The organism is Streptomyces sp. NPDC093221 (genome assembly GCF_044753885.1).
Taxonomy (GTDB): Bacteria; Actinomycetota; Actinomycetes; order Streptomycetales; family Streptomycetaceae; genus Actinacidiphila.
Map to the genome: position 1 here is coordinate 1,034,342 of NZ_JBIVOA010000002.1, position 26,973 is coordinate 1,061,314.

Below are 26,973 nucleotides of genomic sequence, written 5' to 3' on the forward strand. Positions count from 1 at the left end.
GGTGCGGTGGCGGAGGCGGGTGCGGTGCCGGGGGCGGGTGCGGGTGCGGTGGCGGAGGCGGGCTCGGAGTCGGGTGCGGGTGCGTCCGTCTGGGCCGGGCCAACCGCAGGTCCTGGGCCGACCGCAGGGTGCGGGGTCGGGGAGGGGAGGAGGCCGATCGCGCGGTGGACCTCGTCCATGTGGGTGCGCAGCGCCGCCGCGCCGTCGGCGTCGAGGCCGACGCAGGCCGGGGGGAAGCCGACGCAGATACGGGAGGCCAGGCCCTCCGCGACCTCGCCGAGGGCGGCGGAGTCGGTGCCGCGGACGTCGCCGTAGCGGACGGCACGGACCAGCGCGGGCAGCGCGGCGGCGAGGTGGGAGACGTCGGCGTCGAGCGCGGCGCGGTCGGCGAGGACGCGCATGACGACGGGGAGCGCGTCGGACAGCCCGGCGAGCAGGCACTGTTCGGCGACCGAGGTGACGGCGGCCAGCGCGTCGCTGTGCACGGCGGCGTCCTCGGCCTTGGCCGTGGCGGCCGACCCCACGGTGGTTCCCCAGATCCCGGCCTCGGCGATCCGTACCGCCAGCTCCGGCTCCCAGCGCAGCCGCCACGTCTCACGGAAGGTGCCCTTGCCGTGCCTGGCGACGGCCGGTTCGCCCCAGCCGATGCCGAGCATCGTCAGCCGGTGCAGCAGGCGGCTGCGGCCCGCGTCCATCTCCTTGCGCAGGTCCAGCTCCAGCTCCTTCTCCAGCGCCTCGGGCTTGAGCCGGAGCCTGCGCTGCTCGCGGGCGAGGTCACGGGCGAGCGGCACCGCGGGCGCGTCCGGCGGGACTTCGCCGAGCACGTCGCCGACGGCCAGCCGGTCCTGGATCAGCGCGAGCGGCACGTCGGAGCCGTCGCACATCACCGCGCGGACCGCGTCGGTGGTCTCGCCGAGACCGGCCAGCGGGCGGCCCCGCATCGCGGCGAGCGTGTCGGCCAGCCGTACCGCCTCGATGACGTGGGCCGAGGAGACCGGCAGGTCCTCCTCCCTGAGCAGCCCCGCCACCTTCGTCATCCAGCGGGTCACCGGGCGGTCCCGCGCGGTGAACAGGTGCCGGTACCAGCCCGGCGAGTCGATGCCCGCGCCGTAGCCGCTGGCCCTGGCCAGCCGCCGGTGGGTCCACGGCACCCAGGTCGTCTCGACCTTCGCCTTGGGCAGGCCCTTGAGGAGCTGCCGGTCGGCGGTGGCCGTCGTCCGCTCGGTGAGGGCGGGCACGTGCCAGGCGCCGCAGACCACCGCCGTCCGCTCGTACGCCTTGCGCGCCTCGCGGACCCGCAGCCGCATGTGGGCCTCGCGCAGCGGGTCCTGGGCGTGGCCGCCGTCGCCGTAGGTCTCGCGGATCGCCGCCATGGCCTCGGCGAGCGCCGCGAAGGGGACGAGCGGGTCGCCGTCGCCGTCCGCCGTGCCGCCGCGGTGCTCGACCGCGTCCTCCCACCAGCGCTCCGGGTCGTCGTACCCGGCGGCCCTGGCGAGGACGGCCAGCGGGTCGATCCGCGCGGCAGCCGCCGCCCCGCCGTCGTCCGTATCCCCTCCGGCCGCCTCCCCCTCGGCGGCCTGCTGCCCTTCCTCTCCTTCTCGCACCGGCCCCCGTACCGGCCCTTCCGGGTCCGGGCCGCCGGACGCGGCCTCCTCTTCCTCCGTGGCGGCGCGCAGCGCGAGGGTGTGCGCGGCCGGGAGGTCGATGAAGCGGACGTCGGCGCCCGCCCGCGCGGCCCACCGGATCGCCACCCACTCGGGCGAGAATTCGGCGAAGGGCCAGAACCCGGCCCGCGCCGGGTCGTCCACCACGTGCGCCAGCAGCGCGACGGGCGGGCGCATAGCGGGGTCGGCGGCCAGCGCGAGCAGCGCGTCGGCCTCCGGCGGCCCCTCGATGAGCACGGCCTGCGGCCGGTACGCGTCGAGCGCGGCCCGCACCGCCCGCGCGGACCCGGGCCCGTGGTGCCGTACTCCGAGCAGTACGAGGTCGTCGCCGTAGTGGCCGCCCGCACCGCCGCGGACGACGGCGGCGGGCACCGCCCCGGCCCGGAGTCCTTCCGCCGTGCGGTCCTCCGGCCCGCTTCCGGCCGCCGTCGCACCGTCCTCCGCGCGACCGGGCACCGCCGTACCGTCAGCCGTCCGCGTGCCGCCCGCCGCGCGGTCACCCGTCGTCGTGCCGCCGGTGGCGGCGTCCATGACCGTCATGCCGACACCTCGCGGCAGGCGCGGTAGAAGTCCTTCCAGCCGTCCCGCTCGCGGACGACCGTCTCCAGATACTCGTGCCAGATCAGCCGGTCGGCGGCCGGGTCGCGGACGACGGCGCCGAGGATGCCCGCGGCGACATCACCGGCCCGCAGCACGCCGTCCCCGAAGTGGGCCGCGAGCGCGAGGCCGTTGGTGACCACGGAGATCGCCTCGGCCGTGGAGAGCGTGCCCGAGGGGGACTTGAGCTTGGTGCGGCCGTCCTCGGTGACGCCGCCGCGCAGTTCGCGGAAGACGGTGACGACCCGGCGGATCTCGGTGGCGCCCTCCGGGGCGGCCGGGAGGTCGAGGCCGCGGCCGAGCTGGTCGACCCGGCGGGAGACGATGTCGATCTCGTCCTCGGCGGAGGCGGGCAGCGGCAGCACGACCGTGTTGAAGCGGCGGCGCAGCGCGCTGGAGAGGTCGTTGACCCCGCGGTCGCGGTCGTTGGCGGTCGCGATGAGGTTGAAGCCGCGTACGGCCTGTGTCTCGGCGCCCAACTCCGGTATCGGCAGGGTCTTCTCGGACAGGATCGTGATCAGCGAGTCCTGGACGTCCGCCGGGATGCGGGTCAGCTCCTCGACGCGCGCGAGCCGGCCCTCGGCCATCGCCCGCATGACGGGGCTGGGCACCAGCGCGTCCCTGCTGGGGCCGTTGGTGAGGAGCTGCGCGTAGTTCCACCCGTAGCGGATGGCCTCCTCGGGGGTGCCCGCGGTGCCCTGCACCAGCAGCGTCGAGTCGCCGCTGATCGCGGCGGCGAGGTGTTCCGACACCCAGGTCTTCGCGGTGCCCGGCACGCCGAGCAGCAGCAGCGCCCGGTCGGTGGCGAGCGTGGTCACGGCCACCTCGACGATCCGCCGCGGGCCCACGTACTTCGGTGTGACGACCGTGCCGTCGGGCAGTGTCCCGCCGAGCAGGTAGGTGGCCACGGCCCAGGGCGAGAGATTCCACCGGGCGGGGCGCGGCCGGTCGTCCGCCGCGGCGAGCGCCTTGAGCTCGTCCGCGAACGCGTCCTCCGCGTGCGGCCTCAGGGCCTGCTCGGCGCCGGTGCCGCTGTCGGTCTCGGCACCCGTCGTACCGGTCATGGCTCTCCCCCACTCATCCGTCGGACCCGCGTGGTCCGAGCTGTTCTCCACGATGCACCCGACCACTGACAATCGGTCACAGCGCGCGATCCGCGCAGGTCAGAGCGATTGTCAGTGGGGGGTTCTACCTTCGGGGACATGGAGACGGAAGCACGGTGGACAGCGGATCAGGTCCTGGCGCTCGCGCCTGACGCCGCATCACGCAAGGCGGGCGCGCGGCTCGCCACACCCGCGCCGTGGTCCGGTGCGGGGACGGCCGGCGGCGCGGTGTGGGGGCTGTGCGCGGGCAGCGGCAGCAAGCCGTACCAGACGGTCGTGGATGTGAACGGGCCCGCGTACCGGTGCAGTTGCCCGAGCCGGAAATTCCCGTGCAAGCACGCGCTCGGACTGCTGCTGCTGTGGTCCGAGGGCGGGGCGGGGCCGGTCGGCGCGGGAGACGTGCCGGAGTGGGCCGAGCAGTGGATCGACGCCCGGCGGAAGAAGGCCGAGACGGTGGCCGAGACGGCCGCGGTCCGGGCGGAGTCGGGCCCCGCGGACCCGACGGCGGCGCGGCGGCGGGCCGAGCGGCGCGCGGTCCGCGTCGAGGGCGGGGCCGCCGAGCTGGAGCAGCGGCTCACCGACCTGCTGCGGGGCGGGCTCGCGGGCGCGGACCGCGCGGGCTATCAGCAGTGGGACGAGATCGCGGCCCGCATGGTCGACGCGCAGGCGCCGGGACTGGCCACGCGGGTGCGGGAGTTGGGGACGGTGGTCGCGGCGGGCGGCGACTGGCCGTCGCGGATGCTGGAGGAGACGGCGCTGCTGCATCTGCTGGCGCGCGGTTTCCTCGGCCGCCAGGGGCTGCCGGGGCCGCTGGCCGACACGGTCAGGTCGCGAGTCGGATTCACCGTCGACACGGCGGAGTTGCTGGCCGGGCCGACCGTCCGCGGCCACTGGCAGGTCCTCGCGCAGTACGACAGCGCGGACGAGCGGCTGACGACTCGGCGGATCTGGCTGTACGACCGGGAGCCCGGCCGTTTCGCGCTGCTCCTGTCCTTCGGGGCGGTCGGCCGCGCGCCCGAACTGGCCCTGCCGGTGGGCGCGGTGCTCGACGCGGAGCTGGCCTACCACCCGGCGGCGCTGCCGTTGCGGGCTGCGCTCGGCACCCGGCACGGCACGGTCGGCGCGGGAGGCGGCCCCTCCGGCGGCGGTACGGGGGGCGGTACGGGCGGCGGCCCCTCCGGCGGCGGTACGGGCGGCGCACCGGTCGGGACCGGGATCGACGCGGCGCTCGCGTCCTACGGCAGCGCGCTCGCGGACGACCCCTGGCTCGACGCGTGGCCCGTCGTCCTGTCGGGAGTCGTCCCCATACCGGGGCCGAACCGCTGGCAACTGGCGCACAGGGAAGGGCAGGACGCCGTCCCGCTCACCCCGGCCACCACCGGCCTGTGGCGCCTCGCCTCGGTCTCCGGCGGCCACCCGGTCACCGTCTTCGGTGAGTTGGGTCCGACGGGCCTGCGCGCGCTGGCGGTCTGGCCGGACGGCGGGGAGACGGTGCCGCTCTAACCGCGCCGGAAGCGCGGGGGCCCGGAGCAGGGCCCGGCGTGGAACGCACGGTTTACGGGGGGACGGGTACGGGGGCGCGGGGCGGCCCGCCCGGGGGACGGTGCGCGACTGCGGAGGGGGCAGCCGCGCGCGGGAACCCGGCGGGCCTGGCCCGGCCGGAGCAGCGGCATCAGGCAGCAGGCAGCAGCGGGATCAGCGGCATCAGCGCAGGGGAAGCGGACGACGCGGAGGAGATCCGCGAGGCGACGTCGTGGAGTGCGAAGGGGGAATGTGATGAGCATCGGTTGGGACGATCTGGTCGGCAGCGCGCTGCTGGGCACCGAGCGGCGGCGGCCCGCGATCGTGGCGGGCGACGCGGACGAGGCGGCGGCGGGGCTGCTGGACGCGGCGGCGGCCGGGGTGGTGCGGCGGCGTGCCGGTGTACGGCCTGGGGTGGCTCGGGAGCGGCCGGGATTGGCGCCGCCCGACACACGACGGCCGCTGCCCGAGGCCGCCCGGCAGCGGCTGGACCGGCTGCTGACGGACCGCACCGGCGGCGGTTCCGGCAACCGGCGGGGGTCGGCGCCGAATCTGGCCGAGCTGCTGCCGCAGTGGCTCGCGGAGGCCAACCTCCTCGGGTACGGGGCGCCGCCCGCGCTGCTGCCCGCGCTGCTGGACGCCGCCAGGGCGCGGACGGACCTGCGGACGGACGCGGTGGCGCTGGCGGGACCGCGCGGGCTGTGGCTGGCCGGGCTGAATCCGGACTGGAAGTTCGTGCTGCGCTCGGGCCACCGGGGCCTGGCGGCGGCGCCCGAGGACCCGGACGCGGCCGAACGGCTGTGGGAGGAGGGCCTGTTCGCGGAGCGGGTCGCGCTGCTCACCCGGATCAGGCTGGCCGACCCGGCCCGCGCGCTGGCGCTGCTGGTGTCCACCTGGAGCGGCGAGCGGGCCGAGGACCGGCTGATGTTCCTGGACTCGCTGCGGGTGGGCCTGTCGGGGGCCGACGAGCCTTTCCTGGAACAGGCGTTGACCGACCGCAGCCGCAATGTCCGCTCGACGGCGGCCGAGTTGCTGGCCGCGCTGCCCGAGTCGGCGCTGGCCGGGCGGATGGCGGACCGGGCCAGGAGCTGTGTGTCGCTGGGCCCCGACGGCATCACGGTGGAGGCGCCGTACGAGTGCGACGCGGGGATGGAACGGGACGGGGTGGCTCCCAAGCCGCCGAGCGGGCGTGGTGAAAGGGCCTGGTGGCTGGGCCAGTTGGTGGACGCGGCGCCGCTGGCGACCTGGGGCGCGCGGTTCGGCGACCGCGACCCGGAGCAGATCATCGCGCTCCCGGTCCTGGACGACTGGCAGGCCGATCTGCACGCCGCCTGGTGCCGGGCGGCGGTACGGCAGCACGACACGGGCTGGGCGCGGGCCCTGCTCGGCCCTCCCCCGGCGCCGTCCTCGCCGGTGGCGGCGGTCGGCGACCCGGCGAAGCTGCTGTCGATCCTGCCGGAGGACGAACGGGCCACGTGGGTGGCGGAGTTCATCGCCACGCACGGGCTGTCCGAGGCGTTCCAGATGCTGGGCGTGTGCGCGGTGCCGTGGTCGGAGCCGCTGGGCCGGGCCGTGGTGGACGCCCTGGACATCGCGCGGGACGCGGGCAGTTACCCGTGGAGCTTCAGCGGCGTGATGGGTCTGGCGGAGCGCTGTCTCGACCCGGCGGCGGCCGACCAGGTCGGGGTGCTCAGCGCGGCGGCGGAGGAGCCGCCGGACGGTTCGCCGGGCGCGGGCGCGTACTGGTCGGAGGCGTTCCAGCGGCTGACGGGCACGCTGCGGCTGCGCGCGGTGATGCTGGCCGAGCTGCGCGGCGAGGCCACCGCCCCCGGGGCGCCGGGGGACGGGGGTGAGTGATCATGCGGACGGTACGGCGGGCGGTGCGCACCGCGGCCCGGGCGCTCCGGGGCCTGGCGCGGCTCGGAGGGCCCGGCGGGCTCGGGCGGACGGGGCGGCGGCGGTCAGGCGCCGGTGGCCTGGTGGACGTTGGCGCGCACCCAGTCCACGGCGGCCGTGGTCGGGGTGCCGGGGGTGAAGATCGCGGCGACGCCGAGTTCCTTGAGGGGCGCGATGTCGGCCTCGGGGATGATGCCGCCGCCGAAGACCTTGATGTCCAGGGCGTCGCGCTCCTTGAGCAGTTCGAGGACCTTCGCGAAGAGCGTCATATGGGCGCCGGACAGGATCGACAGGCCGATCGCGTCGGCGTCCTCCTGGATGGCGGTGTCGACGACCTGCTCGGGCGTCTGGTGCAGGCCGGTGTAGATGACCTCCATACCGGCGTCCCGCAGGGCGCGGGCGATGACCTTGGCCCCGCGATCGTGGCCGTCGAGACCCGGCTTGGCCACCACCACGCGGATCGGACCGGACACTCCCATCACTGCCTCCATGCGTACGGCTCGCGGGCCGGGAATTCGGGGCTGCGGTCGCGGAGAGCGTCCCACAGTGTGAACGAACGTTATCGCCCCGCTCCGCCGCCCGACAGTTTCGCGGGACCCAGGGAGGGGGAAATCACACAGTGGGACACATTCACCACGGGTGGGACCCCGGGAAACGGCTCGTCACGGTGTGGGACACGCCGGAGCCGTCGCTCACCGGTCCGGCCCGCTGTGGAGGAGCCGCTGCCAGGATGCCGTGTTCCCGCGCTCGCAGCCGCAGAGCACGGGGACACGGCCTCCGCTCCGGCCCTCGACAGGGCACGCCGGGCCACCGGGCCGCACGGAGCGTGCCGTGACGGGAGGTGGGCCATGACCGTCGGACCAGCCGATTCGCCGGACGCCACGACACCGGCCGGCACCCCGGCCGCCACCGGCCCTCCGCGGGCCGCGGAGGACCCGCAGGCGGACCGTCCGTCCGCCGGGGCGGCGACGGCCCCGCTGGCCCGGCTGCTGCACGGCGCGGCGCTGGTCAAGGCCACCGCGTTCGACCTGGCGATCCTGGCGGGCCACCTGCTGCTCTACCCCACGGGGATACTCCCCGCGCGGACGGCCGCCCCCTCACCGAAGACACCCGCGATAGGCCGGGCGCCCGGCGGGGCGCTGCGGCTGCCGACCGAGGGCAGGGCCCACCCGCCCGTGGTGATGCTGCACGGCTTCGTGGACAACCGGTCGGTCTTCACCCTGCTGCGCCGCTCCCTGCTGCACCACGGCTGGACACGGGTCGACGCGCTGAACTACTCACCGTTGACCTGTGACATACGCGGAGCGGCCGAGCTGCTGGGGCGGCACGTCGAGCGGATCTGCGCGGAGTCCGGGCACAGCCGGGTCGACCTGGTGGGACACAGCCTGGGCGGGCTGATCGCCCGGTACTACGTGCAGCGGCTGGGCGGTGACGCGCGGGTGCGGACGCTGGTCACGCTGGGGACGCCGCACACCGGGACCAGGGTGGTGCCGCTGCTGACGCCGCTGCCGATCGTGCGGCAGATGCGGCCGGGGTCGGCGCTGCTGGAGGAGCTGTCGCAGCCCGCGCGGGGGTGCGGGACGCGCTTTGTGTCGTTCTGGAGCGACCTCGACCAATTGATGGTCCCGGTGGCCGCGGCGCGCCTCGAACACCCGGATCTTTCGGCGGAGAACATCCGGGTGAGCGGGATCGGCCACCTGGCACTGCCCGTGCACCGGGGTGTGGCCGCCGAGATACGGCAAGCGCTGAGCGGGAAGGAGCTCTGGAGGGGCGCGATCGACGCCGCATAACGGACACGTAACGGTCGAATATCAACCGAACACCGGGCAAGGCGGACGCCAGGTCACCGCAGAAGATTGTCGGCTCCCCGTACGGGGAGCTACAGTCACCGCTAATTCTCCTGCTGCCTAGGCGAAAGAGAAGCTGGCGGTGAACGAACGTCCTGCGTCGGGGTACGTCCCCGACTACGACGCCTACGGGTACGACGCTTATTCCACGGGCGCCTACCAGACCGTCGGCACCACCTTCGCTGACGCCGATCCGCTGTACGGCCACGCGCCCGACGCGACCGGTAGTTACGCGTATGCCCCGCAGCCCCCGCAGTACACACACGGGTACGGCTACGACACCGGTTACGGCTACGACCAGGGGCAGCCGCAGGCCCAGACCCAGGTCCAGCAGCCCCACGTACCGGCGCAGTCCCAGCCCGCCGACGCGTACGACACCGGCACGTACACCTCGTACGACACGGGCACGTACGACACGGGCGTCTACGACACCGGCATGTACGCGGCCGGGACCGGGACGTACGACACCGGCGGCTACGCGGCGTACGACCCGTACGCGACGCAGGCCGCGGGGACGTACTACGACACGGGGACGTACGACAGCACGGCGTTCTACCAGCAGCCGTATCAGGAGCCGCAGGCTCCGGCCCAACAGCCGCAGCAGGACTGGGACTCGGGCGCGTATCCGACGTACGGCTACGGGTACGGCTACGACGCCAGCGGCGACACCGGTGTGTACGAGCAGATGGCGCCGGTCCACGAGGAGCCGCAGCCGCACCCGCGGGTCGAGGAGCCGGTGGCGGAACCCGCCGCGATGACGGCCGAGTTCGAGGCGGTCGACGCGGTCGAGCCCGTGACGGCGACGGCGACGGCCGAGGCGGCCCGCGACGACGAGCCCGCCGTGGAGCACGCCTACGCGGACGCGTTCCCGGCGGACGGCGAGCCGGTGGCGCGCAGCCGACGACGAAAGCCCGCCCGGCGGTCGGCGCTGCTGACCGTGGCGGTCCCCTCCGTCGCGGTGATGGGCGTGGCGGCCGTGGGCGCGGCGGCGGTCTCCGGGGTCGGCGTCGCCGAATCCTCGAAGACGCAGGCCGACGGCGGGAGCGCGGCGACGGACGCGAACGCGCCGACGACGCAGTTCGACCGGCAGCTCGCCGGGGTGAGCGCCGACGCGAACGACTTCGCGGACCGCGCGAGCCGGACGCAGGAGCGGATCGACCTCAAGGACCGCGAGGCGGCGGCGAAGAAGGCCAAGGCGGACGCGGCGGCCCGCAAGGAGGCGCTGCGGCCGAAGTTCCTGCTGCCGGTGACGGAGAAGGGCCTCAGCGCGTACTTCGGCCAGGCCGGCGTCAACTGGATGGCGCTGCACACCGGCATCGACTTCCCCGTGTCGGTGGGGACGCCGGTCATGGCGGTCACGGACGGCACCGTCCGCACGCAGTGGAACAGCTCCTACGGCAACATGGCGATCGTCACGGCGGCCGACGGCACGGAGACGTGGTACTGCCACCTCAGCAGTACGAAGATTCGCAGTGGGTCGGTCAAGGCGGGCACCGTCATCGCCTACTCCGGCAACACCGGCAACACCACCGGTCCGCACCTGCACCTCGAGGTGCGGCCCCACGGGGGATCTCCGATCGATCCGCTGCCCTGGCTTCTGGCCCACGGGCTCGACCCCCGCTGACGCCCTGCGGGCGGGCCCACTCGCGACGTCCACCCTGCGCATGACGGTGCGCCCCGTCAGGGGCGCGGCCCCTGTGCGTTCACCCTGCGGGTGGGCTGTGCCCCGTCTGGGGCGCCGGGGGCACCCCCGGCCGGAGGTTGGGGGAGGAACTGCGCGGCCGGCCGCCGCGCTCCCGCAGGTCACCACCCGCCCCGGCGGGGCAGTCCGGTTGTCCCCGGACCACCCGCCGGTGGGGGCTTGTCGCGCAGTTCCCCGCGCCCCTAAAAACCAGGCCCCGCGCAAGGTGAACCCCACGGGGGCCGCGCCCCTAAAGACCAGGCCCCGCGCGGGAGGGGCTAGAGCTTTTCTACGGGGGCGTAGCGGAGAAGAAGCTGTTTGGGGCGTTCGTCGCCGAAATCGATGGTGGCCTTTTCGTCGCCCGGCTGGCCGGTGACGGAGATGACGGTGCCGAGGCCGAACTGGTCGTGGGTGACGCGGTCGCCGACCTTGAGGGAGATGACGGGGCGGTCACCGGAGGAGCGGCGGGTGGCGAAGCCGCCGGCGGCGCCGGACCGGCCGCGGGCGGTGACGGAGGAGGCCGCGGAGGCGGACTTGGTCATGGGCCCCGAGGACCCCCCGGCGGAGCCGAGCCGCTTCCATTCGATCAGCGTCGGCGGAATCTCCTCCAGGAAGCGCGACGGCGGGTTGTAGGAGGGCTGGCCCCAGGCGCTGCGCATCGTCGAGCGGGTCAGGTAGAGCCGTTCGCGGGCGCGGGTGATGCCGACGTAGGCGAGCCGCCGCTCCTCCTCCAGCTCCTTGACCTGGCCGAGCGCCCGCATGTGCGGGAAGACGCCGTCCTCCATGCCGGTGAGGAACACCACGGGGAATTCCAGGCCCTTGGCGGTGTGCAGGGTCATGAGGGTGATGACGCCGCCGGAGTCGTCCTCGTCGGGGATCTGGTCGGAGTCGGCGACCAGCGCGACCCGTTCCAGGAAGTCGGCGAGGGTGCCCGGCTCGTCCGCGTCCCGCTCCTGCTCGAACTCCAGGGCCACGGCGGCCAGTTCCTGGAGGTTCTCCACGCGGGTCTCGTCCTGCGGGTCGGTGGACGCCTGCAACTCGGCCAGATAGCCCGTGCGTTCCAGCACGGCCTCCAGGACGACCGCGGGGCCCGCGCCGGACTCCACGATGGTGCGCAGCTCCTCCAGGAGCGTGTTGAAGCGCTTGACGGCGTTCGCCGAGCGGGCCGCCATCCCGTACGCCTCGTCCACCCGCCGCAGCGCCTGCGGGAAGGTGATCCGCTCGCGCGCGGCCAGCGCGTCGATCATCGCCTCGGCGCGGTCGCCGATGCCGCGCTTGGGCACGTTGAGGATGCGGCGCAGCGGCACGGTGTCCTCGGGGTTGGACAGCACCCGCAGATACGCCAGGACGTCGCGGACCTCGCGCCGCTCGTAGAAGCGGACGCCGCCGACGACCTTGTAGGGCAGGCCGACGCGGATGAAGACTTCCTCGAAGACACGGGACTGCGCGTTGGTGCGGTAGAAGACGGCGACGTCGCTGGGGCGGGCGTCGCCCGCGTCCGTGAGCCGGTCGATCTCCTCGGCGATGAACTGCGCTTCCTCGTGCTCCTGGTCGGCGACGTAGCCGACGATGACCGGGCCGTCGCCGGACTCGGTCCACAGGTTCTTCGCCCGCCGCCCCGCGTTGCGCTCGATGACGGCGTTGGCGGCCGTGAGGATCGTCTGCGTGGAGCGGTAGTTCTGCTCCAGCAGGATCGTGCGGGCCTGCGGGTAGTCCTCCTCGAACTGGAGGATGTTGCGGATCGTCGCACCGCGGAAGGCGTAGATCGACTGGTCGGCGTCACCGACCACGCACAGCTCGGCCGCGTCCTCGTCCTGGTCGGTGCCGACCAGCTCGCGGACCAGCGTGTACTGGGCGATGTTGGTGTCCTGGTACTCGTCGACCAGGACGTGCCGGAAGCGCCGCCGGTAGTGCTCGGCGACGTCGGGGAACGCCTGGAGCAGATTGACGGTGGTCATGATGATGTCGTCGAAGTCGAGCGCGTTGGCGTCCCGCAGCCGCGACTGGTACATCGCGTACGCCTCGGCGAGCTTCTTCTCGAAGGGGTTCTCCGCGGTGGCCGCGAAGGTCTCCTCGTCGATCAGCTCGTTCTTCAGATTCGAGATCTTCGCGCTGAACGACTTCGGCGGGTACTGCTTGGGGTCCAGGTCGAGGTCCCGGCAGACCAGCGCCATCAGCCGCTTGGAGTCGGCGGCGTCGTAGATCGAGAACGACGAGGTGAAACCGAGCGACTTGGACTCGCGGCGCAGGATGCGCACGCACGCGCTGTGGAAGGTGGAGACCCACATCACATTGGCGCGCGGGCCGACCAGCTCCTCGACGCGCTCCTTCATCTCGCCCGCGGCCTTGTTGGTGAAGGTGATGGCGAGGATGGAGCCGGGGTGCACGTGCCGGGCGCCGAGCAGATAGGCGATCCGGTGGGTGAGCACCCGGGTCTTGCCGGAGCCCGCGCCCGCGACGATGAGCAGCGGGCCGCCCGCGTGCTCGACGGCGGCGCGCTGCTGCTCGTTGAGCCCTTCCAGGAGCTGCGCGGGGTCGGTGGCGGGCCGCGGGGCGCCGTCACGGTAATACGCGTCCCGCCCGGTGGCCTGCGGCGGCGGTCCGTCGAACCGGCCGCCGAACAGGTCGTCCGGTACGTGCTCGCCGCCGGGGCCCCCGTCCTCCGGGGGCGGCGGAGCGGTGGGGTCAGCGGGCTCGGGGGCCACATGCAGACCGTTCAGGAAGTTGTCGTCAAAGAGGCTGCTCATCGCTCCCCGAGTCTAGAGCCCGGCACCGACAGCCCACGGCCCTTCCCCGCACAGCCCCCGGCCGACCCCCCACGACCTCCGTACGACGGTCCCCCGGCCGACACCCCAACCCCTTCGCCCGGAACCCCGGCCGACACTCCCGGCTCCCCGCCCGACGGTCGCCTCCGGGGCAACCACGTACCTTTACCCCGTAGTCCCGTTACCACGCACCGTGACAATGGGAAATGATTACGAAAAGGTATCGGGCCTATCGGACACCGCTCTTCCCAGCAGCCCGGAGCGTTGGCTACGGTCTCGCTCCAGCAGCGTCCGGATGGGCGTCCGAAAGGAGTTCGCGCGCCATGGCGACACACCGTAAGGCTCGCGCCGCGATCCTCAGCACCCCCGGCCCGCGTGCGGCCGTGGGGATCACGACGGCCGCGCTGGCCACCGTGACCCTCTTCGCGGAGAGCGCCAGCGCCGAGCCGGCCAAGCCGAAGCAGCCGAGCATCGCCGAGGTGAAGGCGAAGGTCGACGGGCTGACGCACCAGGCCGAGGTCGCCACGGAGAAGTACAACGGCATCAAGGAGTCGACCGACGCGCAGAACGCGAAGGTCAACCGGCTCCTGGAGCAGGCGGCGAAGAAGACGCAGGCGCTGAACGACTCGCGCCGGGTCCTCGGGCAGTACGCCGCCGCGCAGTACCGCACCGGGGGCGACGACTCGACCGGCCGCTACCTGCTGGCCACCGACCCGCAGTCGATGCTCGACCAGGTGCACCTGTCGGACGTGCTCGGCAAGCGGCAGCAGAAGGCCGTCGAGTCGTACCGGGTGCAGCAGGCCGCGGCCACGCAGCAGCGCATCGAGGCGGCCAAGAGCCTGGCGACGCTCACCACCCAGCAGGGCGAACTGCGCACCGCCAAGCGGGATGTGCAGGCCAAACTGGGCGAGGCGCAGAAGCTGCTCAACAGCCTCAACGCGCAGGAGAAGGCGCGGCTCGCGGCGCTGCGGGCCAAGCAGGAGGAAGAGGCGCGCGTCAAGGCCGCCGCCATCGCGGCCAAGGAGAAGGCGGCGGCCGAGGCCGCGGCGAAGGCCGCGAAGGACTCCTCGACGCCGACCGTGCCGAGCACGGGTTCCTCGAAGGCCGACGACGCCATCGCCTTCGCGCGCAAGCAGCTCGGCAAGCCGTACGTGTGGGGCGCGACCGGGCCGACGTCGTACGACTGCTCGGGGCTCACCCAGGCGGCGTGGAAGGCGGCCGGGGTCGATCTGCCGCGCACGACCTGGGACCAGGTGAACGTCGGCACGCGGGTGTCGGAGTCGAATCTCCGGCCGGGCGACCTGATCTTCTTCTACAGCGACATCAGCCACGTCGGCCTCTACATCGGCGGCGGCCAGATGATCCACGCGCCGCACACCGGCACCGTGGTCAAGATCGCCCCGATTACCGAAATGCCGTTCTACGGGGCGGTCCGTCCCGCATAGTCCACCCGGCATAGTCCGACTTGTCCGGACGCCGCCGCGCTCACAAACGGTAAGATCACAAAGCGATTTCGGTCACATTGCAATCCAAACTTCCCAAGGCTCGCACAAGTTGACTACGGTAGCCCGCTAGGTGGTGAGCTTCCCCGTCGGCTGAAGAGCCGACAGCGAATCACCTCCGCTCAATCCGGCCCAGGCCGGAGCCGGGGACCCAACAGCACGTGGGGTGAATCGGAACGGACGCCGCAGCAGGCGTCGGGACCGTAGGGCGACCTTCAGCCCGAACCCGTCAGCTAACCCGGTCGGCGGTATTCGGAAGGAGTCGCCTCCCTTGGCGTCGCACCGCAAGCCGCGCAATCGCATACTGTCCACGGCCGGTCCACGGGCCGCCGTCGGGATCACCACAGCGGCCCTCGCGTCGGTCACCCTGCTCAGCGAGAGCGCCAGCGCGGCGCCCGCGAAGCCCTCGATCACCGAGGTCAAGGCGCAGATCGACCAGCTCAACCAGGACGCCGAGGTAGCGACGCAGCACTTCGACGCCGCCAAGGAGAAGACCGACAACCAGCGGGCCAAGGCCAATCAGCTCCTGGAGCAGGTCGCGCAGAAGACCGCGAAGATGAACGAGACGCGGCGGGTGCTCGGGCAGTACGCCACCGCGCAGTACCGCGACGGCGGCCTCGACCAGACGACGCAGTTGCTGCTGACGGACGACCCCCAGAAGTTCTTCGACCAGTCGCACATGATGGACCGCATCTCCACCACGCAGGAACAGGCGCTGGAGACCTTCAAGGTCCAGCAGGAGCAGGCGTCCATCCAGCGCGCGCAGGCCACCAAGAGCCTCAACGAGCTGACCAGCGCGCAGAACAAGCTCGCGGCGGCGAAGAAGAACGTCCAGACGAAGCTGGCCGCCGCGCAGAAGCTGCTCAACAGCCTCAACGCGCAGGAGCGCGCCAAGCTCGCCGCGATGCGGCCCACCGCCCCGACCAACACCGCGGGCTCCTCGAATTCCTCGAACTCCTCGAACTCCACGGCGAGCAACGTCAGTTACACCTACAACGGCCCGGCGTCCGGCCGCGCCGCCGCCGCCATCCAGTTCGCGATGTCGCAGCGCGGCAAGCCGTACGGCTCCGGCCGCACCGGCCCCGACGCGTACGACTGCTCCGGGCTCACCCAGGCCGCCTACCGCGCCGCCGGTATCTCCATCGGCCGCACCACGTGGGACCAGGTCAAGGACGGCACGGCGGTCTCGCAGTCCGACCTGCGCCCCGGCGACCTGGTGTTCTTCTACTCCAGCATCAGCCACGTCGGCATGTACATCGGCAACGGCCAGATCGTGCACGCCCCGCACAGCGGTGCGGTCGTCGAGGTCGCCCCGATGAGCTGGATGCCCTTCGCGGCGGCCCGCCGCATCGCCTGAGCCGTATCACCAGGGCCCGCACCGCCTGAACCCGTGCAGTCTGAGCCCGTATCGCCTGAGCCCGTGCAGTCTGAACCCGCGTCCGCGGAGCCTCAGGACCGCCGGGCTCACAGCCCCGCATAGCACCCCGTGCCCGGTCGGACCTCCCGACCGGGCACTTTGGTCAGCAGGCGCGCGCATATGACCGGGTCACCCGTCGAACGGCGGTCGTTTACGGTCACGGGCCGGTCGAATCGGAGCAGTCCCGGTCTCCTTCCCCTGGCGCACCCCCGGTCAGGTTTAGCGTCGCTCCCCAGGTGACCGATCCCCACAGCCGTCAGGACCGTGGCGGCGCGGTCACCCCCGCCGAAGGTCCGGCGGCGCTCTGCTCCCCCGTGCAGGCGTCGCCGGGCCTCCGCGCGGGCCCGTCGGAGCACTGGAAGGAATGACGGCCGCATGGCCTCCCACAGTCCCGCCTCACACCGCAGAACCTCGGCGGCGCGTACGTCCGCCCGCACGTCGGCGCTCACCGCGACCCGCGCCGCCCTCACCGTGGCGCTCGCGTCCGCCGCCTCCGTGAGCCTGCTCGGCGAATCCGCCCTCGCGGACCCGCGGCCGCAGGCACCGGCCTCGCTCAGCGAGGTGAAGGACCAGGTCGACATGCTCTACCGGCAGGCGGAGGCCGCCACCGAGCAGTACAACGGCGCGAAGGAGCAGGCCGATCAGGCCCGCGCCGCGGTCGCCGATCTGCAGAACGAACTGGCCCGCAAGACCGCGCGGCTGAACGCCACCCGCGACACGATCGGCGCCCTCGCGGCGGCGCAGTACCGCACCGGCTCGCTCGACCCCAGCGTGCAGCTCGCGCTCAGCTCCTCGCCCGACACGTATCTGGACCGGGCCGGGATGCTCAACCGCCTCGACTCGCGGACGGCGACCGCGCTCGCGCAGCTCACCGAGGAGCAGCGGGACGTCACCCGTACCCATGACGCGGCCGACGCGAAACTCGACGCGCTCAAGGAGGCGCAGTCCAAGCTGGCCGCGCGCAAGGCGACCGTGCAGGGCAAGCTGCGGGCGGCGCGGGCGCTGCTCGACCGGCTGACGGCCGCCCAGCGCGCGGCCGTCGAGGCCGCCGACACCCCGTCGTCGGGACCGGCCGCCGCGACCCGCGCCAGCGCCCGTACGCCGCTGCCCGGCGACACGACGCCCGTCGCCGCGCCGTCCTCGCGCGCCGCCCAGGCCGTCGCCTTCGCCTACCGCGCGCTCGGCCTGCCGTACGTCTGGGGCTCCACCGGGCCCCACTCGTACGACTGTTCCGGCCTCACCCAGGCCGCCTGGAGGGCCGCGGGCGTCTCGCTCCCGCGCACCACGTACACCCAGATCAACGCGGGCACCCGGGTCTCCGAGTCCCAGCTCCAACCCGGTGACCTGGTCTTCTTCTACTCCGGCATCAGCCACGTGGGCCTCTACATCGGCAACGGCCAGATGATCCACGCCCCGCACCCGGGCGCCCCGGTCCGTATCGCCCCGATCTCCGAGATGCCCTTCGCGGGAGCCACCCGCCCCACCTGACCGAGGCCGCCCGCCCGCTGAGCCCGGCCGTCGGCCCGTCCGCCCCGCCCACCGGTCCGTACGTCAGATGTTGATACGAAATCCGGACAAGCTCTTCTCCTGACGAACCGCCCGACTCCGGGCAGACTTGCCCCATGACGTCTACGCCGCTGAGCAAGGGTGCGAATGTGCCGGTCGCCGTGCCCGCCGTACGGGCCGAACTGGCCTGGGGAGCGGGCGGCGGGCCCGACGCCGACGCGTCGGCGCTGCTGCTGGCGGGCGGCGGGAAGGTGCGGGACGACGCCGACTTCGTCTTCTACAACCAGCCAGGACACGCGTCGGGGGCCGTACGGCACGCGGGGAAGCGGCAGGCGGCCGTGGTCACCGACACCATCGAGGTGGACCTGGCGCGCGTCGAGCCGGGGATCGAGCGGATCATGCTGTGCGCGTCCGCCGACGGCGGCACCTTCGGCGCGATGACCGGCCTCGGGCTGCGGCTGCTGGACGCGGCGTCCGGCGCCGAACTGGCGTACTTCCCGGTCACCGCGACATCCGAGACGGCGCTCGTCGCGGGTGAGCTGTACCGGCGCGGGGACGGCTGGAAATTCCGCGCGATCGGCCAGGGGTACGCCTCGGGCCTCGCGGGGCTCGCCACCGATTTCGGCATCAGCGTGGACGCGGAGGAGGAGGAAGCGGCGCCCGTTCCCGTGACGGCGCCCGCCGCCGCGCCGCCGATGCCCGCCGCGCCCCCGCCGCCCGCGTCCCCGTACGCGGCGCCCTCGCCGTACGGCTCTGCGCCCGCGCAACCCGCTTCCCCGTACGGCTCTGCGTACGGCGCGCAGCCCGCGTCCGGATACGCGTCGGCGCCTGCCCCCAACTCCGGTGCGCCCTCGCTCGTCAAGGGCGAGGAGCACCTGCCGGTCGACATGCGCAAGCGGCTGTCGCTGCGCAAGGAGCAGGTCGCGGTGAGCCTGCGCAAGCACGGCGCCGACAACGTCCGGGCGCGGGTGATCATCGTGCTGGACGCGTCGGGGTCGATGTCCCACCTGTACTCGCGGCGCGTGGTGCACGACGTGGTGGAGCGGATGGCGGCCGTGGCCGCCGCGCTCGTACCGGACGGCGTCATGCAGGCGTGGACCTTCGCCAGCAACCCGGCGCGGCTGCCCGACCTCGACCTCGGCTCGCTGCCGCAGTGGCTGGAACTGCACGTCCGGGTCGGCGCGATCGGCATCTTCAAGCGCCGCAAGCCGTCTCCGAACGGCCAGGTGGACATGAAGCTGGTCGGCTTCGGCAACGAGGAGCAGAAGGTCATCGCGCAGGTACGGGACTACGTGCGCGGCGAGCCGTCCGCCGCCCCGACCCTCGTGCTCTTCTTCTCCGACGGCGGTGTCTACCGCAACGCGGAGATCGAGCACGAGCTGCGCGGGGCCGTCGAGGAGCCGCTGTTCTGGCAGTTCGTCGGACTCGGCCAGTCCAACTACGGCGTCCTGGAGCGCTTCGACACCATGACCGGCCGCCGCGTGGACAATGTCGGCTTCTTCGCCGTCGACGACATCGCCAGCCTCTCCGACGCCGAGCTCTACGACCGCCTGCTCACCGAGTTCCCGACCTGGCTGAAGTCCGCGACGGCCGCGGGCATCCTGCGCTGAGCACGGCGACGGCCGCGGGCATTCTGCGCTGAGCGCGCGCCCGCGGCCGTACGCCTCCACCGGTCGCCGGGTCAGTACCGCCCGGCGACGAGCAGCAGCAGCGCGCCGAGGACGGCCAGCCCGGCCGCCGAGGCGAGCGACGCCAGCCAGGCCCGCGTCCACCGCGGCGCCCGTACGGACCCGTCCCCCGAGGTGCCGGTGCCGGGGCCGCCTCCCGGCTCCGCCCACAGGTAGCCGAAGAAACCGGCCCCCGTCACCGCGCACGCCAGCAGCCACGCGGGGCCGCTCGCGCGCCGGTGCCGGGTCACCGCCAGCGTCCGTACGACCACCAGGAGACCGGCGAGCAGCGCCGCCACCCGCAGCCACGCCCACGGAGTGAGCAGGACATAGGCGACGGGCACCAGCAGCGTCAGGCCCCCGGCGCCGTAGGAGCTGTCGAAGCTCCGTACGGCGAGGCCGTCGGCCGCGGGTCCCGCCTGCCGCCTGATGTCCGCGGTGAACTCCCCGACGACACCGTTCCGGCCGCCGGGGAAGGGGTTCGCGGGCCGGTAGGTGTACTGCCGTTCGGTCAGCGGCCCGGCGCTCCAGCGGACGGTGATCCCGTCGGAGCCCTGGTCGTCGACCCGTACCGAGTGGGTCCGCCCGGCCTCGATGTCCCGTGCCAGGGCGCCGGTCGACCCGCCGCCCGGCACGATTCGCAGCAGGACGGTGGCGAACGACAGCACCAGCACGGCCAGCAGCACCCAGCGGGCGGGCCCCCAGAGCCGGTCGAGCCGGGCGGCGGGCCCGGAGCCGTGACCGCCGGAGCCCGGCCCCCCGGGCTCCCCGCCGTCCGGTGCGGCGGGGAGCGTGGCCTGCGGACCGGTGGTCACTCGACGCTCACCGTGACGGACCAGTAGTACTCCTGGTACACGCTCGCTCCTCCGTAGCCCTGCTTGATGTCCGGGACCCCGAAGTGGAAGGCGGACGCGGTGCCGGTGTCGTTGAACGCGGCGAAGGCCACGGTCATGGAGTGGTCCTTCTTGTTCTGGTTGATCACCTGGTACACGAGGTCGTAGCCGCCGGTGAAGGCTTCGGGGACCTTGGTGCCCACGCGCCCCCTGGTGGCCATGCCGCTGAGGTCCTTGGGCAGGTTCTTCATCTTCTCCCCGAGGTTCTTCCCGTCGACATAGTCGTCCTGGCCTCCGAGCGCGTCAATGTCGGCCCCGAAGTCGGCGTCCGAGACCGCCCTGGCCAGATTCTTGATGATCTGGAGACTGTGGCCGTTGAACGCCAACTGCTTGGTGAGCAGGCTGTTCGCGTCGAAGGGCACATTGGCGCCCTTGCCGCCGAGCCACAGTTGCAGCAGGTCGGTCCAGGTCAGTTGCGGCGAGTTGCCGCCCATCTGGTTGCAGGCGGCCATGGTGCCGGAGGTCACGGACGCGCCGACCTTGCAGGGGTTGGTGTTCCCGGCGAGGGCGAGGACGTAGTCGCGCAGTTCCTTGGCCAGCGCCGCGTGGACGTTCTTCTCGTTCTTGTCGTCCTTCCAGGTGTTCTGCTGGAGCGCGGCGAGCGCGTTCTGGCAGGCCCGGTCGCAGCCGCCGCTGCCACTGCTGTTGCTGTTGCCGTTGCCTTTGCCGCCGCTGTGGGACGGCCGGTTCCCCGGGTCGCGGTCCGGGTGGTAGACCGAGCCCTTGCCGGGCACGCCGTTGTGGCAGCCGGTGATGACACCGGTCATGCACTCGGGAACGCCCTCGCCGGTCGGGTCGGCGAGCCCGGTGGGATTGTCGGCGGCGTAGGCGTAGCCGTTGAGGGTCTGCGCCTTGTCGGTCTGGAGCAGCGGGTCGACGCTGATGAAGCGGCCGGTCGACGGGTCGTACTCGCGGGCGCCGATGTGGACGAGTCCGGTGCCGGTGTCCGCGGGCTTGCCGAGGAAGGTCTTGTCGTCGGGCCACGCCGTCGCGGGCGCGCTGCCGCGGGCGGCGCCGAACGGGTCGGTGTAGCGCTTGGTGACGGCCTGCGTGCCGGCGTCCACCGCGAGGCTGCTGGTGCCGTGGTTGTCGCCCGCGAGCCAGGTCAGAGTGGTGGCGCCGGACTGGGTGGAGCGCACCGCGATCGCCGGTCCCCCGGCGCCCGCGGTGTACGTGCGGACCGCCCAGGTGGTGGTCTTCCCGGCGCTGACCTTGCTGTGGATCTCGGTGGCGCCCAGGTAGACGACGCTCTCGCCGTCGCCCGCGGACGCCCGGCGGATCAGCAGGTTGTCACCCGCGTCGTAGAGGTAGTCGGTGACCTTGGCGCCCTCGGTGGTCCTGGTCAGGTCGCCCTCGCTGTTCCAGGCCAGCGTCTGCGAAGTGCCGCTCGGGCCGGGCCGCTTGGTGGTGTCGCCCGCCTCGTCGTAGCCGTACGTGGCGGTCGCCCCGGTGCAGCTCGCCGCCGCCGTGACGGTGGTCAGGGCGTGCGGGTGGGCGGAGTCGTTGTAGCAGGACTGGGCGGTGCTGTCGCCGGTCGCGGTGTGCTGGGTCCGGGTGAGCCGCAGCCCCGCCGGGTTGTAGGTCCAGCCGGTGGAGTACGGGGCCGCGCCGCCGGTCGTGGTGCTCGCGCAGTCGGCGTTGGCGGGCGTCCAGGCGCTGGTCATCCGCTGGTAGCCGTCGTAGCCGAAGCACTGCGTGTCGGCCTGCGCGGTGCCGCCCTGCGTGGTCGGGTCGGCGATCTTGGTGACGTTCCCGGCGTCGTCGTAGCTGTAGTTGAGGTCCTGCGTCATGTACGCGTGGGTCTGGTCGGTGACCGAGGAGCGGGTCAGCCGGCTGGTGCCCTCCTCGTAGACGTTGGTGATGTACGCCTTCTTCACCCCGGACGCCGCGGTGGCCAGGGTGAGTTGCTGCGGTTCGCCGAGCGCGGAGTAGGAGGTGTCCTGGAGGTAGCCGCTGGTGCCGGTGGCGGTCTCGATCTGGCCGGTCGGCGTGTAGCCGTAGCTGACGGACTCCTGCGGCAGGCCGCCGACGGCGGGCTCGGTGGTGTGCTGGAGGCTGCCGTCGACGTTGTAGTAGGCGGAGTAGCTGTAACTGGCCTTCGCCGCACCGGACTTCACCAGCGGGTCGTTGGCGTCGAGGTCGATCTCGCTGCCGGTGACGTGGTAGGCGTCGTCGTACGCGGTGACCTTCTGGGTGTACGCCTTCCCGGCCAGTCCGCCGTCGTAGCGGGTGGAGGTGTCGAGCTGTCCCGCGGCGGCCGTGTCGTACGTCCACGCGGCGATCTTCGTCGCGTCGGTCCTGGCCGTCTCCCACTCGCCGGTCTTGCGGCCGAGCGTGTCGTAATCGAACAGCAGCGTCTTGTGCGTGGAGCCGGTCGTCGTGGCGATCTGGTCGAGCGCGTTGTACGTGGTCGACGTGGCGCCCATGTCCGGGTCGTTCGCGGAGACCTGACGGCCGAACAGGTCGTAGCCCCAGCTCCACTTGGCGTTGTCGGGGCCGGTGGCGGTGGACTGCTTGCCGTCCCTGGTCAGGCCGTACAGGGTGCTGGTGTGCGCGGGCAGCGGGGCGGCGCCGCCGTAGTCCGCGTCGGCGGGCGAGGCGCCCGAGTAGTCGCGGCGCTCGACGGTGCGGCCGAGCGCGTCGGTGATCACGCGGGAGGCGGTGCCGCCCGGCTGGGCGCTGGTGGCCGTCGAGTCACCGGTGTACGTCGAGGTGACGGTGACGCCCTTCTGCACGCCGTAGACGAGCAGCTTGTCGGAGGTGGTGCGGCCCGCGCCGTCGAAGGTGATCTCGTGCTGGGTGGGCGCGCCGCCGTATTCGGCGCGGGCGTACGTGCCGCTCGGCGTGTGGTCCTGGTCGAAGATCCCGGCGAAGGTCTCGTACGCCAACCCCCGTGAGTCGTAACGGGTGTCGGTGAGGACCCGGCCGCCCAGCGGGCTCGGCGACTGCGTCTGGAGCGGGCGCAGCAGCGCGTCGTCGATCTGGTAGGTGACCCTGCGGACGTTGTTCGGGCCGAGCGTGGAGGTGCTGACGTACGGCGCCGAGCCGCGCTCCATGTGGTAGCCGTAGACGATGCTGGCGCTGTCGCCCGCCGACTTGACGCGGCCCGGCTGCCACACGCCGGTCAGCCGTCCCAGACCGTCGTAGGTCAGCTCGGTCTTCTTGGTGTTGACGTCGTAGGTGGTGGTCGGCAGGCCGCGCAGACCGTCGTAGAAGGTCGTGGTCTTCTGGCTCTTGGCGTTGGTGATCACCGAACGGGTCGGGACGCCCGCGCCGGTCGGGGTGTAGGTGTTGGACGTCGGGTTGCCCGCGCCGTCCTTGGCGAGGGTCATCCGGCCGAGGGTGTCGTAGGCCGAGGTGCCGGTGGTCTGCCAACTACTGGGGTTGCGGTCGCCGTTGGCGTCCGCGCCCGCCGGGTACGCGGCGGCCCGGCCCTTCCACATCGCGTCGCCCTTGGCCGGGCTCTGGTTCGCGGTCCAGGCCGTCGCGGCCGAACTGTCGTAGACGGTCGCGGTGTCGGCGAGCACATCGCCGCGCGTGGTGCTGTTCGCGGGCAGCGACAGCGACGCGTCGGCGGTGCCGCACGGCTGGCCGACCGTACGGACCCTGGAGGTCAGGGAGTTGATGCCCGCGCTGTCGTTGCGGGCGTACCAGGTGCGGGTGCAGGTCTCGTCGCCGCTCTTGGCGGTGTCGCCCGCGTCGTCGACCGTGACCGGCATGCCGTAGGAGTCGTAGGTGCTGGCCGTGGTGCTGGTGCGCCACTTGGCGGGCACGGTCAGATAGGTGTCGGAGTACGTCTTCGCGGTGCGCACGTAGTACGCCTCGACGTCGGCGTACGACTTGTGCTGCGTGGCGGTCCTGACCGACCACGGGTCGTTGACGGTCGCCGAGACGGGCGTGTCCCCGTTGTAGGTGACCTGTTGGCGCTGGAAGCCCGCGTACTGGTCGGAGTCGGTGAGCGCCGCCGTGGTCAGTCCCGGCACGGTCAGCCCCGCCACGGTGACCGTACGGGTGCCGCCCGCCTTCACCTTGTCGCCGTTCATGCCCTGCATGTAGCGGGTGACGGTCCTGAGCCGGTTGCCCGCGCCGGTCCCGGAGTACGAGGTGACCGTGCCGTAGCCGCGGAAGACCGACCAGGTGCGCTCGTCGTCGGGTGTGAACGGGCTGTCGTTGTAGTGCCAGGCCGGGTCGGTGTAGACGTAACTCTGCTCCAGCGCCTCGTTGTTGCCCGCCGGGTCGGAGGTGGTGACGTCCACGACGCGGTACTTGTGGAACCAGTCGAGCCCGGCGTCCTCGGCGCCGTTGATGTGCCAGTACTGCGGATAGCAGTTCATGGTGTCGCTGTCCTCGGCGGCGGGCATGTGCGAGCCGCGCACGCACTCCGGCGTCGACATCGTGACGCTGGTGACCGCGCCGGTCTCCGAGGTGACCGACTGGATGCGGGGCCGGTGCAGCGGCAGGATGTCGTCGGTGGCGTCGACCCGGTTCGCCAGCATCTGGTAGGTGAACGACACCGGGTCCAGCGGGACCGCGGTGCCGGCCTCGCCGGTCCGCTTGATCGAGTCGAGCACCAGCGTCTGGTCGCTGCTGTCGCCGAGGTCACCGGCGTCCAGGTACTTCTCCGCCAGCGCCCAGGTGTCGACGGGCGTGTACGAGGTCCCCGAGAGCACCAGGGCCTGCACCGAGGTGAGGCGCTTGCGGGTGAAGAACGACGGCGCCTGGGCGGCGCAGTCGGTGTCGGACGCGCCGGAGGCGCAGATCGCGTCGAAGGGCACGTCGGGCCAGTTGTGCGCGGTGTCCTTGGTCAGCTTCGAGCAGTCCGAGGCGGTGCAGCGCTCGGTGTAGCCGAAGGTCACCTCGTAGGGCGCGGTGGCGCTGAAGAGCGTGTCGGAGCGCTGCCCGTAGAGGATCTTGTCGAGGTGACCGCCGCGCGTGTAGGAGGCGTTGGCGGTCTTCGAGCCGTTCTTCTTGTAGAAGTTGGACTCCGCCGTGTACCAGTACGACTCGGCGTTGCCGTGGGTGTCGACGACGTAGTCGAGGTTCCAGCGCCACGCCTGGTTGTAGGAGCGGTCGGCGAAGGCGCTGCCCTTGGCGTAGCCGGGCTCGCCGGAGTCGTCGCCGAACACCGGGACGGTCCATACGGAGTTGGTGCGCTGCGTGCCCGCGCCGGTGAGCTTGTTGAGGCCGAAGACGTACTGGGTGCCGTCGCCGGTCGTCACCGTCCAGTACTCGCCCGCGCCGTCCACGCTGTCGCCCTCGTCGCCGTTGTCGGCGCCCGTGGAGTGGGTGACGGTGGAGGCGTCGTCGTCGGCCAGCCGCCACTTCCCCGTGGTGTCGTCCTTGACCAGCTCCGTGGACTTGCCGTTCAGGACGACCGAGGCGTTGTCGAACTTCCAGCACTGGTCGAAGACCTCGGCGTGCCCGTCCTTGTCGCAACCGCCGTACTGGCGCTCGACGTAGGAGTCGGCGGAGACGGTGAAGCCCTCACCGAGCTGCGAGCCCTGGTTGTTGGTCGAGGCGGTGCGGCCGTCGATGCTGCCGGAGTCGTAGGTGAGCGTCACCGCGGGCACCGGGCCCGCGACGGACGGGGTGACCTCCATCGGGTACGACCAGTCGAAGGAGCCGGAGGAGGTGCCCGCCGACCACTTGGAGGACGCCGACAGGGGGGTGGCGCCGTAGTCGCCACTGCCCTTGGCGGACTCGCCGCTGTCGGCGGTGACGGCGAAGGCGCTCAGGGTACCGGCGTCGGTACCGGCCGTGGCGGGGGCGTCGTCGGTGGCGTCAGCACCGGCGTCACCACTGGCACCGGCACCGGCATCGGCGCTGACGTCGGCCGAAATCGTCTGCCGGGCAAGGTCGTTGACGGACGAAGGGACCGGGGTCCGGGTCCTGCACCGCGCCTTCTGCGGGGTGGTCAGGGCGCACGCCGGGAGCCGCACCAGGCGCAGGCGGCCGGACCAGTCGCCGCCGTAGGCGGAGGCGAAGGAGGAGTAGTCGACGGAGACGTGGACGCGTGCGCCGGCCGGGCCGGTGTGCGCGGCGGAGGCCGAACTCGCGTCGCGCGCCCGCGGTGTGACGGCGAGCAGCACACCTCGTACGCCTGCCGCGTCCGTCGCGGCCCGGTCCAGGACGGTGACCTCGGAGGTGCCGGACGCGGCGCTCTTGAGGGTGCTGCCCTTGGGCCAGGTCGTGTGCTGCTCGGCGAGCGCGCGCCGCGCGCTCCGGTCGTCGGCCGCCTTGCCCGCCGCGGCCTTCGCGCGGGCCTGCTGCGCGCCGAGGCCCGCGGTGTGCACCGTGCCGTTGCGCGGCGCGGGCAGATCGGGGCGGCCCAGCGGCCCCGGCGCGGCGTGGGCGAGCGGGCTCAGCCCGACCGGCACGGTCAGCGCGGCGGCGAGCGCCACGACGAACAGCTTGGCGCGCCTGCCCGGCAGGTACGCGCGGGCGCGTGCCCGCCGCCCGCGGCCGGCGAATCCCGATCTCACGATGACAACCCCCTGGTGAATGACGGCCGCGGACCGGAGCACCGCGGCACGAGCAGTCCCGACACCGGCCGCGGACGGACATCCCGCCCCGCGGCCGTACAACCCCACGAACGATCACCACGCGCCCGGCCGGGCCGGTCCGTCCCGCCCCGCCCGGCGGCCGTCACCCGCCGACGGCCGCGGCGGCCCGTTCCCGACGCGCCGCCGCCCCGGCCGTGTCGCCGCCGCCGGAGGAGAGGGCCGTTCGCGAGGCGACGGTCCCGGGCGGGGCGGAAGCCGTGGACGCTTTTGTATTCGCGCGGGAATCCGGACGGGCGGAATCCGGACGGGCAGAATCCGTATAGCCGGAATCCGGAGCGGCGGAATCCGGACGGCCGGAATCCGTAGGTGACGTCGGCAGGGGCGGCACTCCCGGAATGGCTCCCCTCGTCG

At 72.9% G+C, this 26,973-nt stretch carries 15 protein-coding genes and 1 riboswitch; of the genes, 9 read left to right on the forward strand and 6 right to left on the reverse strand.

Translation table 11 applies throughout. The features are described 5' to 3' along the window. Together ACIQCJ_RS10530 and ACIQCJ_RS10535 are read right to left on the reverse strand one after the other, a co-directional pair. Positions 1-2,204 (reverse strand): DUF5682 family protein (locus tag ACIQCJ_RS10530; protein WP_402711169.1); only part of this gene is annotated, 2,204 nt, incomplete at its 3' end. Then, the gene (locus ACIQCJ_RS10535; RefSeq protein ID WP_355336836.1) at positions 2,201-3,325 is read right to left on the reverse strand and encodes an AAA family ATPase; all 1,125 of its coding nucleotides are present in this window, start codon (positions 3,323-3,325) and stop codon (positions 2,201-2,203) included. The genes ACIQCJ_RS10535 and ACIQCJ_RS10530, both read right to left, overlap by 4 nt. Positions 3,326-3,463: 138 nt before the next feature. Between ACIQCJ_RS10535 and ACIQCJ_RS10540 the strand changes: the two genes are divergently transcribed. Further along, positions 3,464-4,867 carry an SWIM zinc finger family protein gene (locus ACIQCJ_RS10540; RefSeq protein WP_402711170.1) on the forward strand — a complete coding sequence of 468 codons (1,404 nt, stop codon included), beginning with the start codon at positions 3,464-3,466 and terminating at the stop codon, positions 4,865-4,867. A gap of 273 nt (positions 4,868-5,140) precedes the next feature. Continuing rightward, entirely contained in the window at positions 5,141-6,742 is a 1,602-nt protein-coding gene (locus tag ACIQCJ_RS10545) for a DUF5691 domain-containing protein (RefSeq protein WP_391050470.1), read from the forward strand. A 104-nt stretch (positions 6,743-6,846) separates the two neighbouring features. Here ACIQCJ_RS10545 and ACIQCJ_RS10550 read toward each other — a convergent pair whose 3' ends face one another. After that, positions 6,847-7,260, reverse strand: coding sequence for a cobalamin B12-binding domain-containing protein (locus tag ACIQCJ_RS10550; protein WP_355336833.1), 414 nt, complete (start codon positions 7,258-7,260; stop codon positions 6,847-6,849). A gap of 369 nt (positions 7,261-7,629) precedes the next feature. Between ACIQCJ_RS10550 and ACIQCJ_RS10555 the strand changes: the two genes are divergently transcribed. Beyond that, a complete protein-coding gene (locus tag ACIQCJ_RS10555; RefSeq protein ID WP_355336832.1) occupies positions 7,630-8,571 on the forward strand; it encodes an alpha/beta fold hydrolase in 942 nt (313 codons plus the stop codon). Positions 8,572-8,710: 139 nt separating this feature from the next. Next, entirely contained in the window at positions 8,711-10,252 is a 1,542-nt protein-coding gene (locus ACIQCJ_RS10560; RefSeq protein WP_402711171.1) for a M23 family metallopeptidase, read from the forward strand. A gap of 335 nt (positions 10,253-10,587) precedes the next feature. Here ACIQCJ_RS10560 and pcrA read toward each other — a convergent pair whose 3' ends face one another. Continuing rightward, positions 10,588-13,056, reverse strand: coding sequence for a DNA helicase PcrA (gene pcrA / locus ACIQCJ_RS10565; protein ID WP_391123490.1), 2,469 nt, complete (start codon positions 13,054-13,056; stop codon positions 10,588-10,590). Between the two features lie 341 nt (positions 13,057-13,397). On the opposite strand from pcrA, the gene ACIQCJ_RS10570 reads away from it, so the two are divergent. From ACIQCJ_RS10570 to ACIQCJ_RS10590, 5 genes are all read left to right on the forward strand, one after another. Continuing rightward, positions 13,398-14,519, forward strand: coding sequence for an NlpC/P60 family protein (locus ACIQCJ_RS10570; RefSeq protein ID WP_402711172.1), 1,122 nt, complete (start codon positions 13,398-13,400; stop codon positions 14,517-14,519). 166 nt (positions 14,520-14,685) lie between these two features. Further along, positions 14,686-14,840: riboswitch (cyclic di-AMP (ydaO/yuaA leader) on the forward strand. A gap of 7 nt (positions 14,841-14,847) precedes the next feature. After that, on the forward strand, positions 14,848-15,933 hold the full coding sequence (locus ACIQCJ_RS10575) for an NlpC/P60 family protein (protein ID WP_401309338.1): 1,086 nt from the start codon (positions 14,848-14,850) through the stop codon (positions 15,931-15,933). A 296-nt stretch (positions 15,934-16,229) separates the two neighbouring features. Beyond that, the gene (locus ACIQCJ_RS10580) at positions 16,230-16,361 is read left to right on the forward strand and encodes a hypothetical protein (protein ID WP_355336827.1); all 132 of its coding nucleotides are present in this window, start codon (positions 16,230-16,232) and stop codon (positions 16,359-16,361) included. A 7-nt stretch (positions 16,362-16,368) separates the two neighbouring features. After that, positions 16,369-17,481, forward strand: coding sequence for an NlpC/P60 family protein (locus tag ACIQCJ_RS10585; RefSeq protein ID WP_402711173.1), 1,113 nt, complete (start codon positions 16,369-16,371; stop codon positions 17,479-17,481). 134 nt (positions 17,482-17,615) lie between these two features. Then, positions 17,616-19,109 (forward strand): VWA domain-containing protein, encoded by a 1,494-nt coding sequence (locus ACIQCJ_RS10590; RefSeq protein WP_402711174.1) that lies wholly within the window; start codon positions 17,616-17,618, stop codon positions 19,107-19,109. A 71-nt stretch (positions 19,110-19,180) separates the two neighbouring features. Here ACIQCJ_RS10590 and ACIQCJ_RS10595 read toward each other — a convergent pair whose 3' ends face one another. Together ACIQCJ_RS10595 and ACIQCJ_RS10600 are read right to left on the reverse strand one after the other, a co-directional pair. After that, the gene (locus ACIQCJ_RS10595) at positions 19,181-19,981 is read right to left on the reverse strand and encodes a hypothetical protein (protein ID WP_391050463.1); all 801 of its coding nucleotides are present in this window, start codon (positions 19,979-19,981) and stop codon (positions 19,181-19,183) included. Then, positions 19,978-26,541, reverse strand: coding sequence for an RHS repeat-associated core domain-containing protein (locus tag ACIQCJ_RS10600; protein WP_402711175.1), 6,564 nt, complete (start codon positions 26,539-26,541; stop codon positions 19,978-19,980). Before ACIQCJ_RS10600 ends, ACIQCJ_RS10595 begins: the two co-directional genes overlap by 4 nt. Between the last annotated feature and the right edge of the window lie 432 nt (positions 26,542-26,973).

What these genes read in the sequence shown, in the direction of transcription:
- ACIQCJ_RS10535 (WP_355336836.1), bottom strand. Translation starts at nt 3,325, where the DNA reads ATGACCGGTACGACGGGTGCCGAGACCGACAGCGGCACCGGCGCCGAG.
- ACIQCJ_RS10540 (WP_402711170.1), top strand. Translation starts at nt 3,464, where the DNA reads ATGGAGACGGAAGCACGGTGGACAGCGGATCAGGTCCTGGCGCTCGCG.
- ACIQCJ_RS10545 (WP_391050470.1), top strand. Translation starts at nt 5,141, where the DNA reads ATGAGCATCGGTTGGGACGATCTGGTCGGCAGCGCGCTGCTGGGCACC.
- ACIQCJ_RS10550 (WP_355336833.1), bottom strand. Translation starts at nt 7,260, where the DNA reads ATGGGAGTGTCCGGTCCGATCCGCGTGGTGGTGGCCAAGCCGGGTCTC.
- ACIQCJ_RS10555 (WP_355336832.1), top strand. Translation starts at nt 7,630, where the DNA reads ATGACCGTCGGACCAGCCGATTCGCCGGACGCCACGACACCGGCCGGC.
- pcrA (WP_391123490.1), bottom strand. Translation starts at nt 13,056, where the DNA reads ATGAGCAGCCTCTTTGACGACAACTTCCTGAACGGTCTGCATGTGGCC.
- ACIQCJ_RS10570 (WP_402711172.1), top strand. Translation starts at nt 13,398, where the DNA reads ATGGCGACACACCGTAAGGCTCGCGCCGCGATCCTCAGCACCCCCGGC.
- ACIQCJ_RS10585 (WP_402711173.1), top strand. Translation starts at nt 16,369, where the DNA reads ATGGCCTCCCACAGTCCCGCCTCACACCGCAGAACCTCGGCGGCGCGT.
- ACIQCJ_RS10590 (WP_402711174.1), top strand. Translation starts at nt 17,616, where the DNA reads ATGACGTCTACGCCGCTGAGCAAGGGTGCGAATGTGCCGGTCGCCGTG.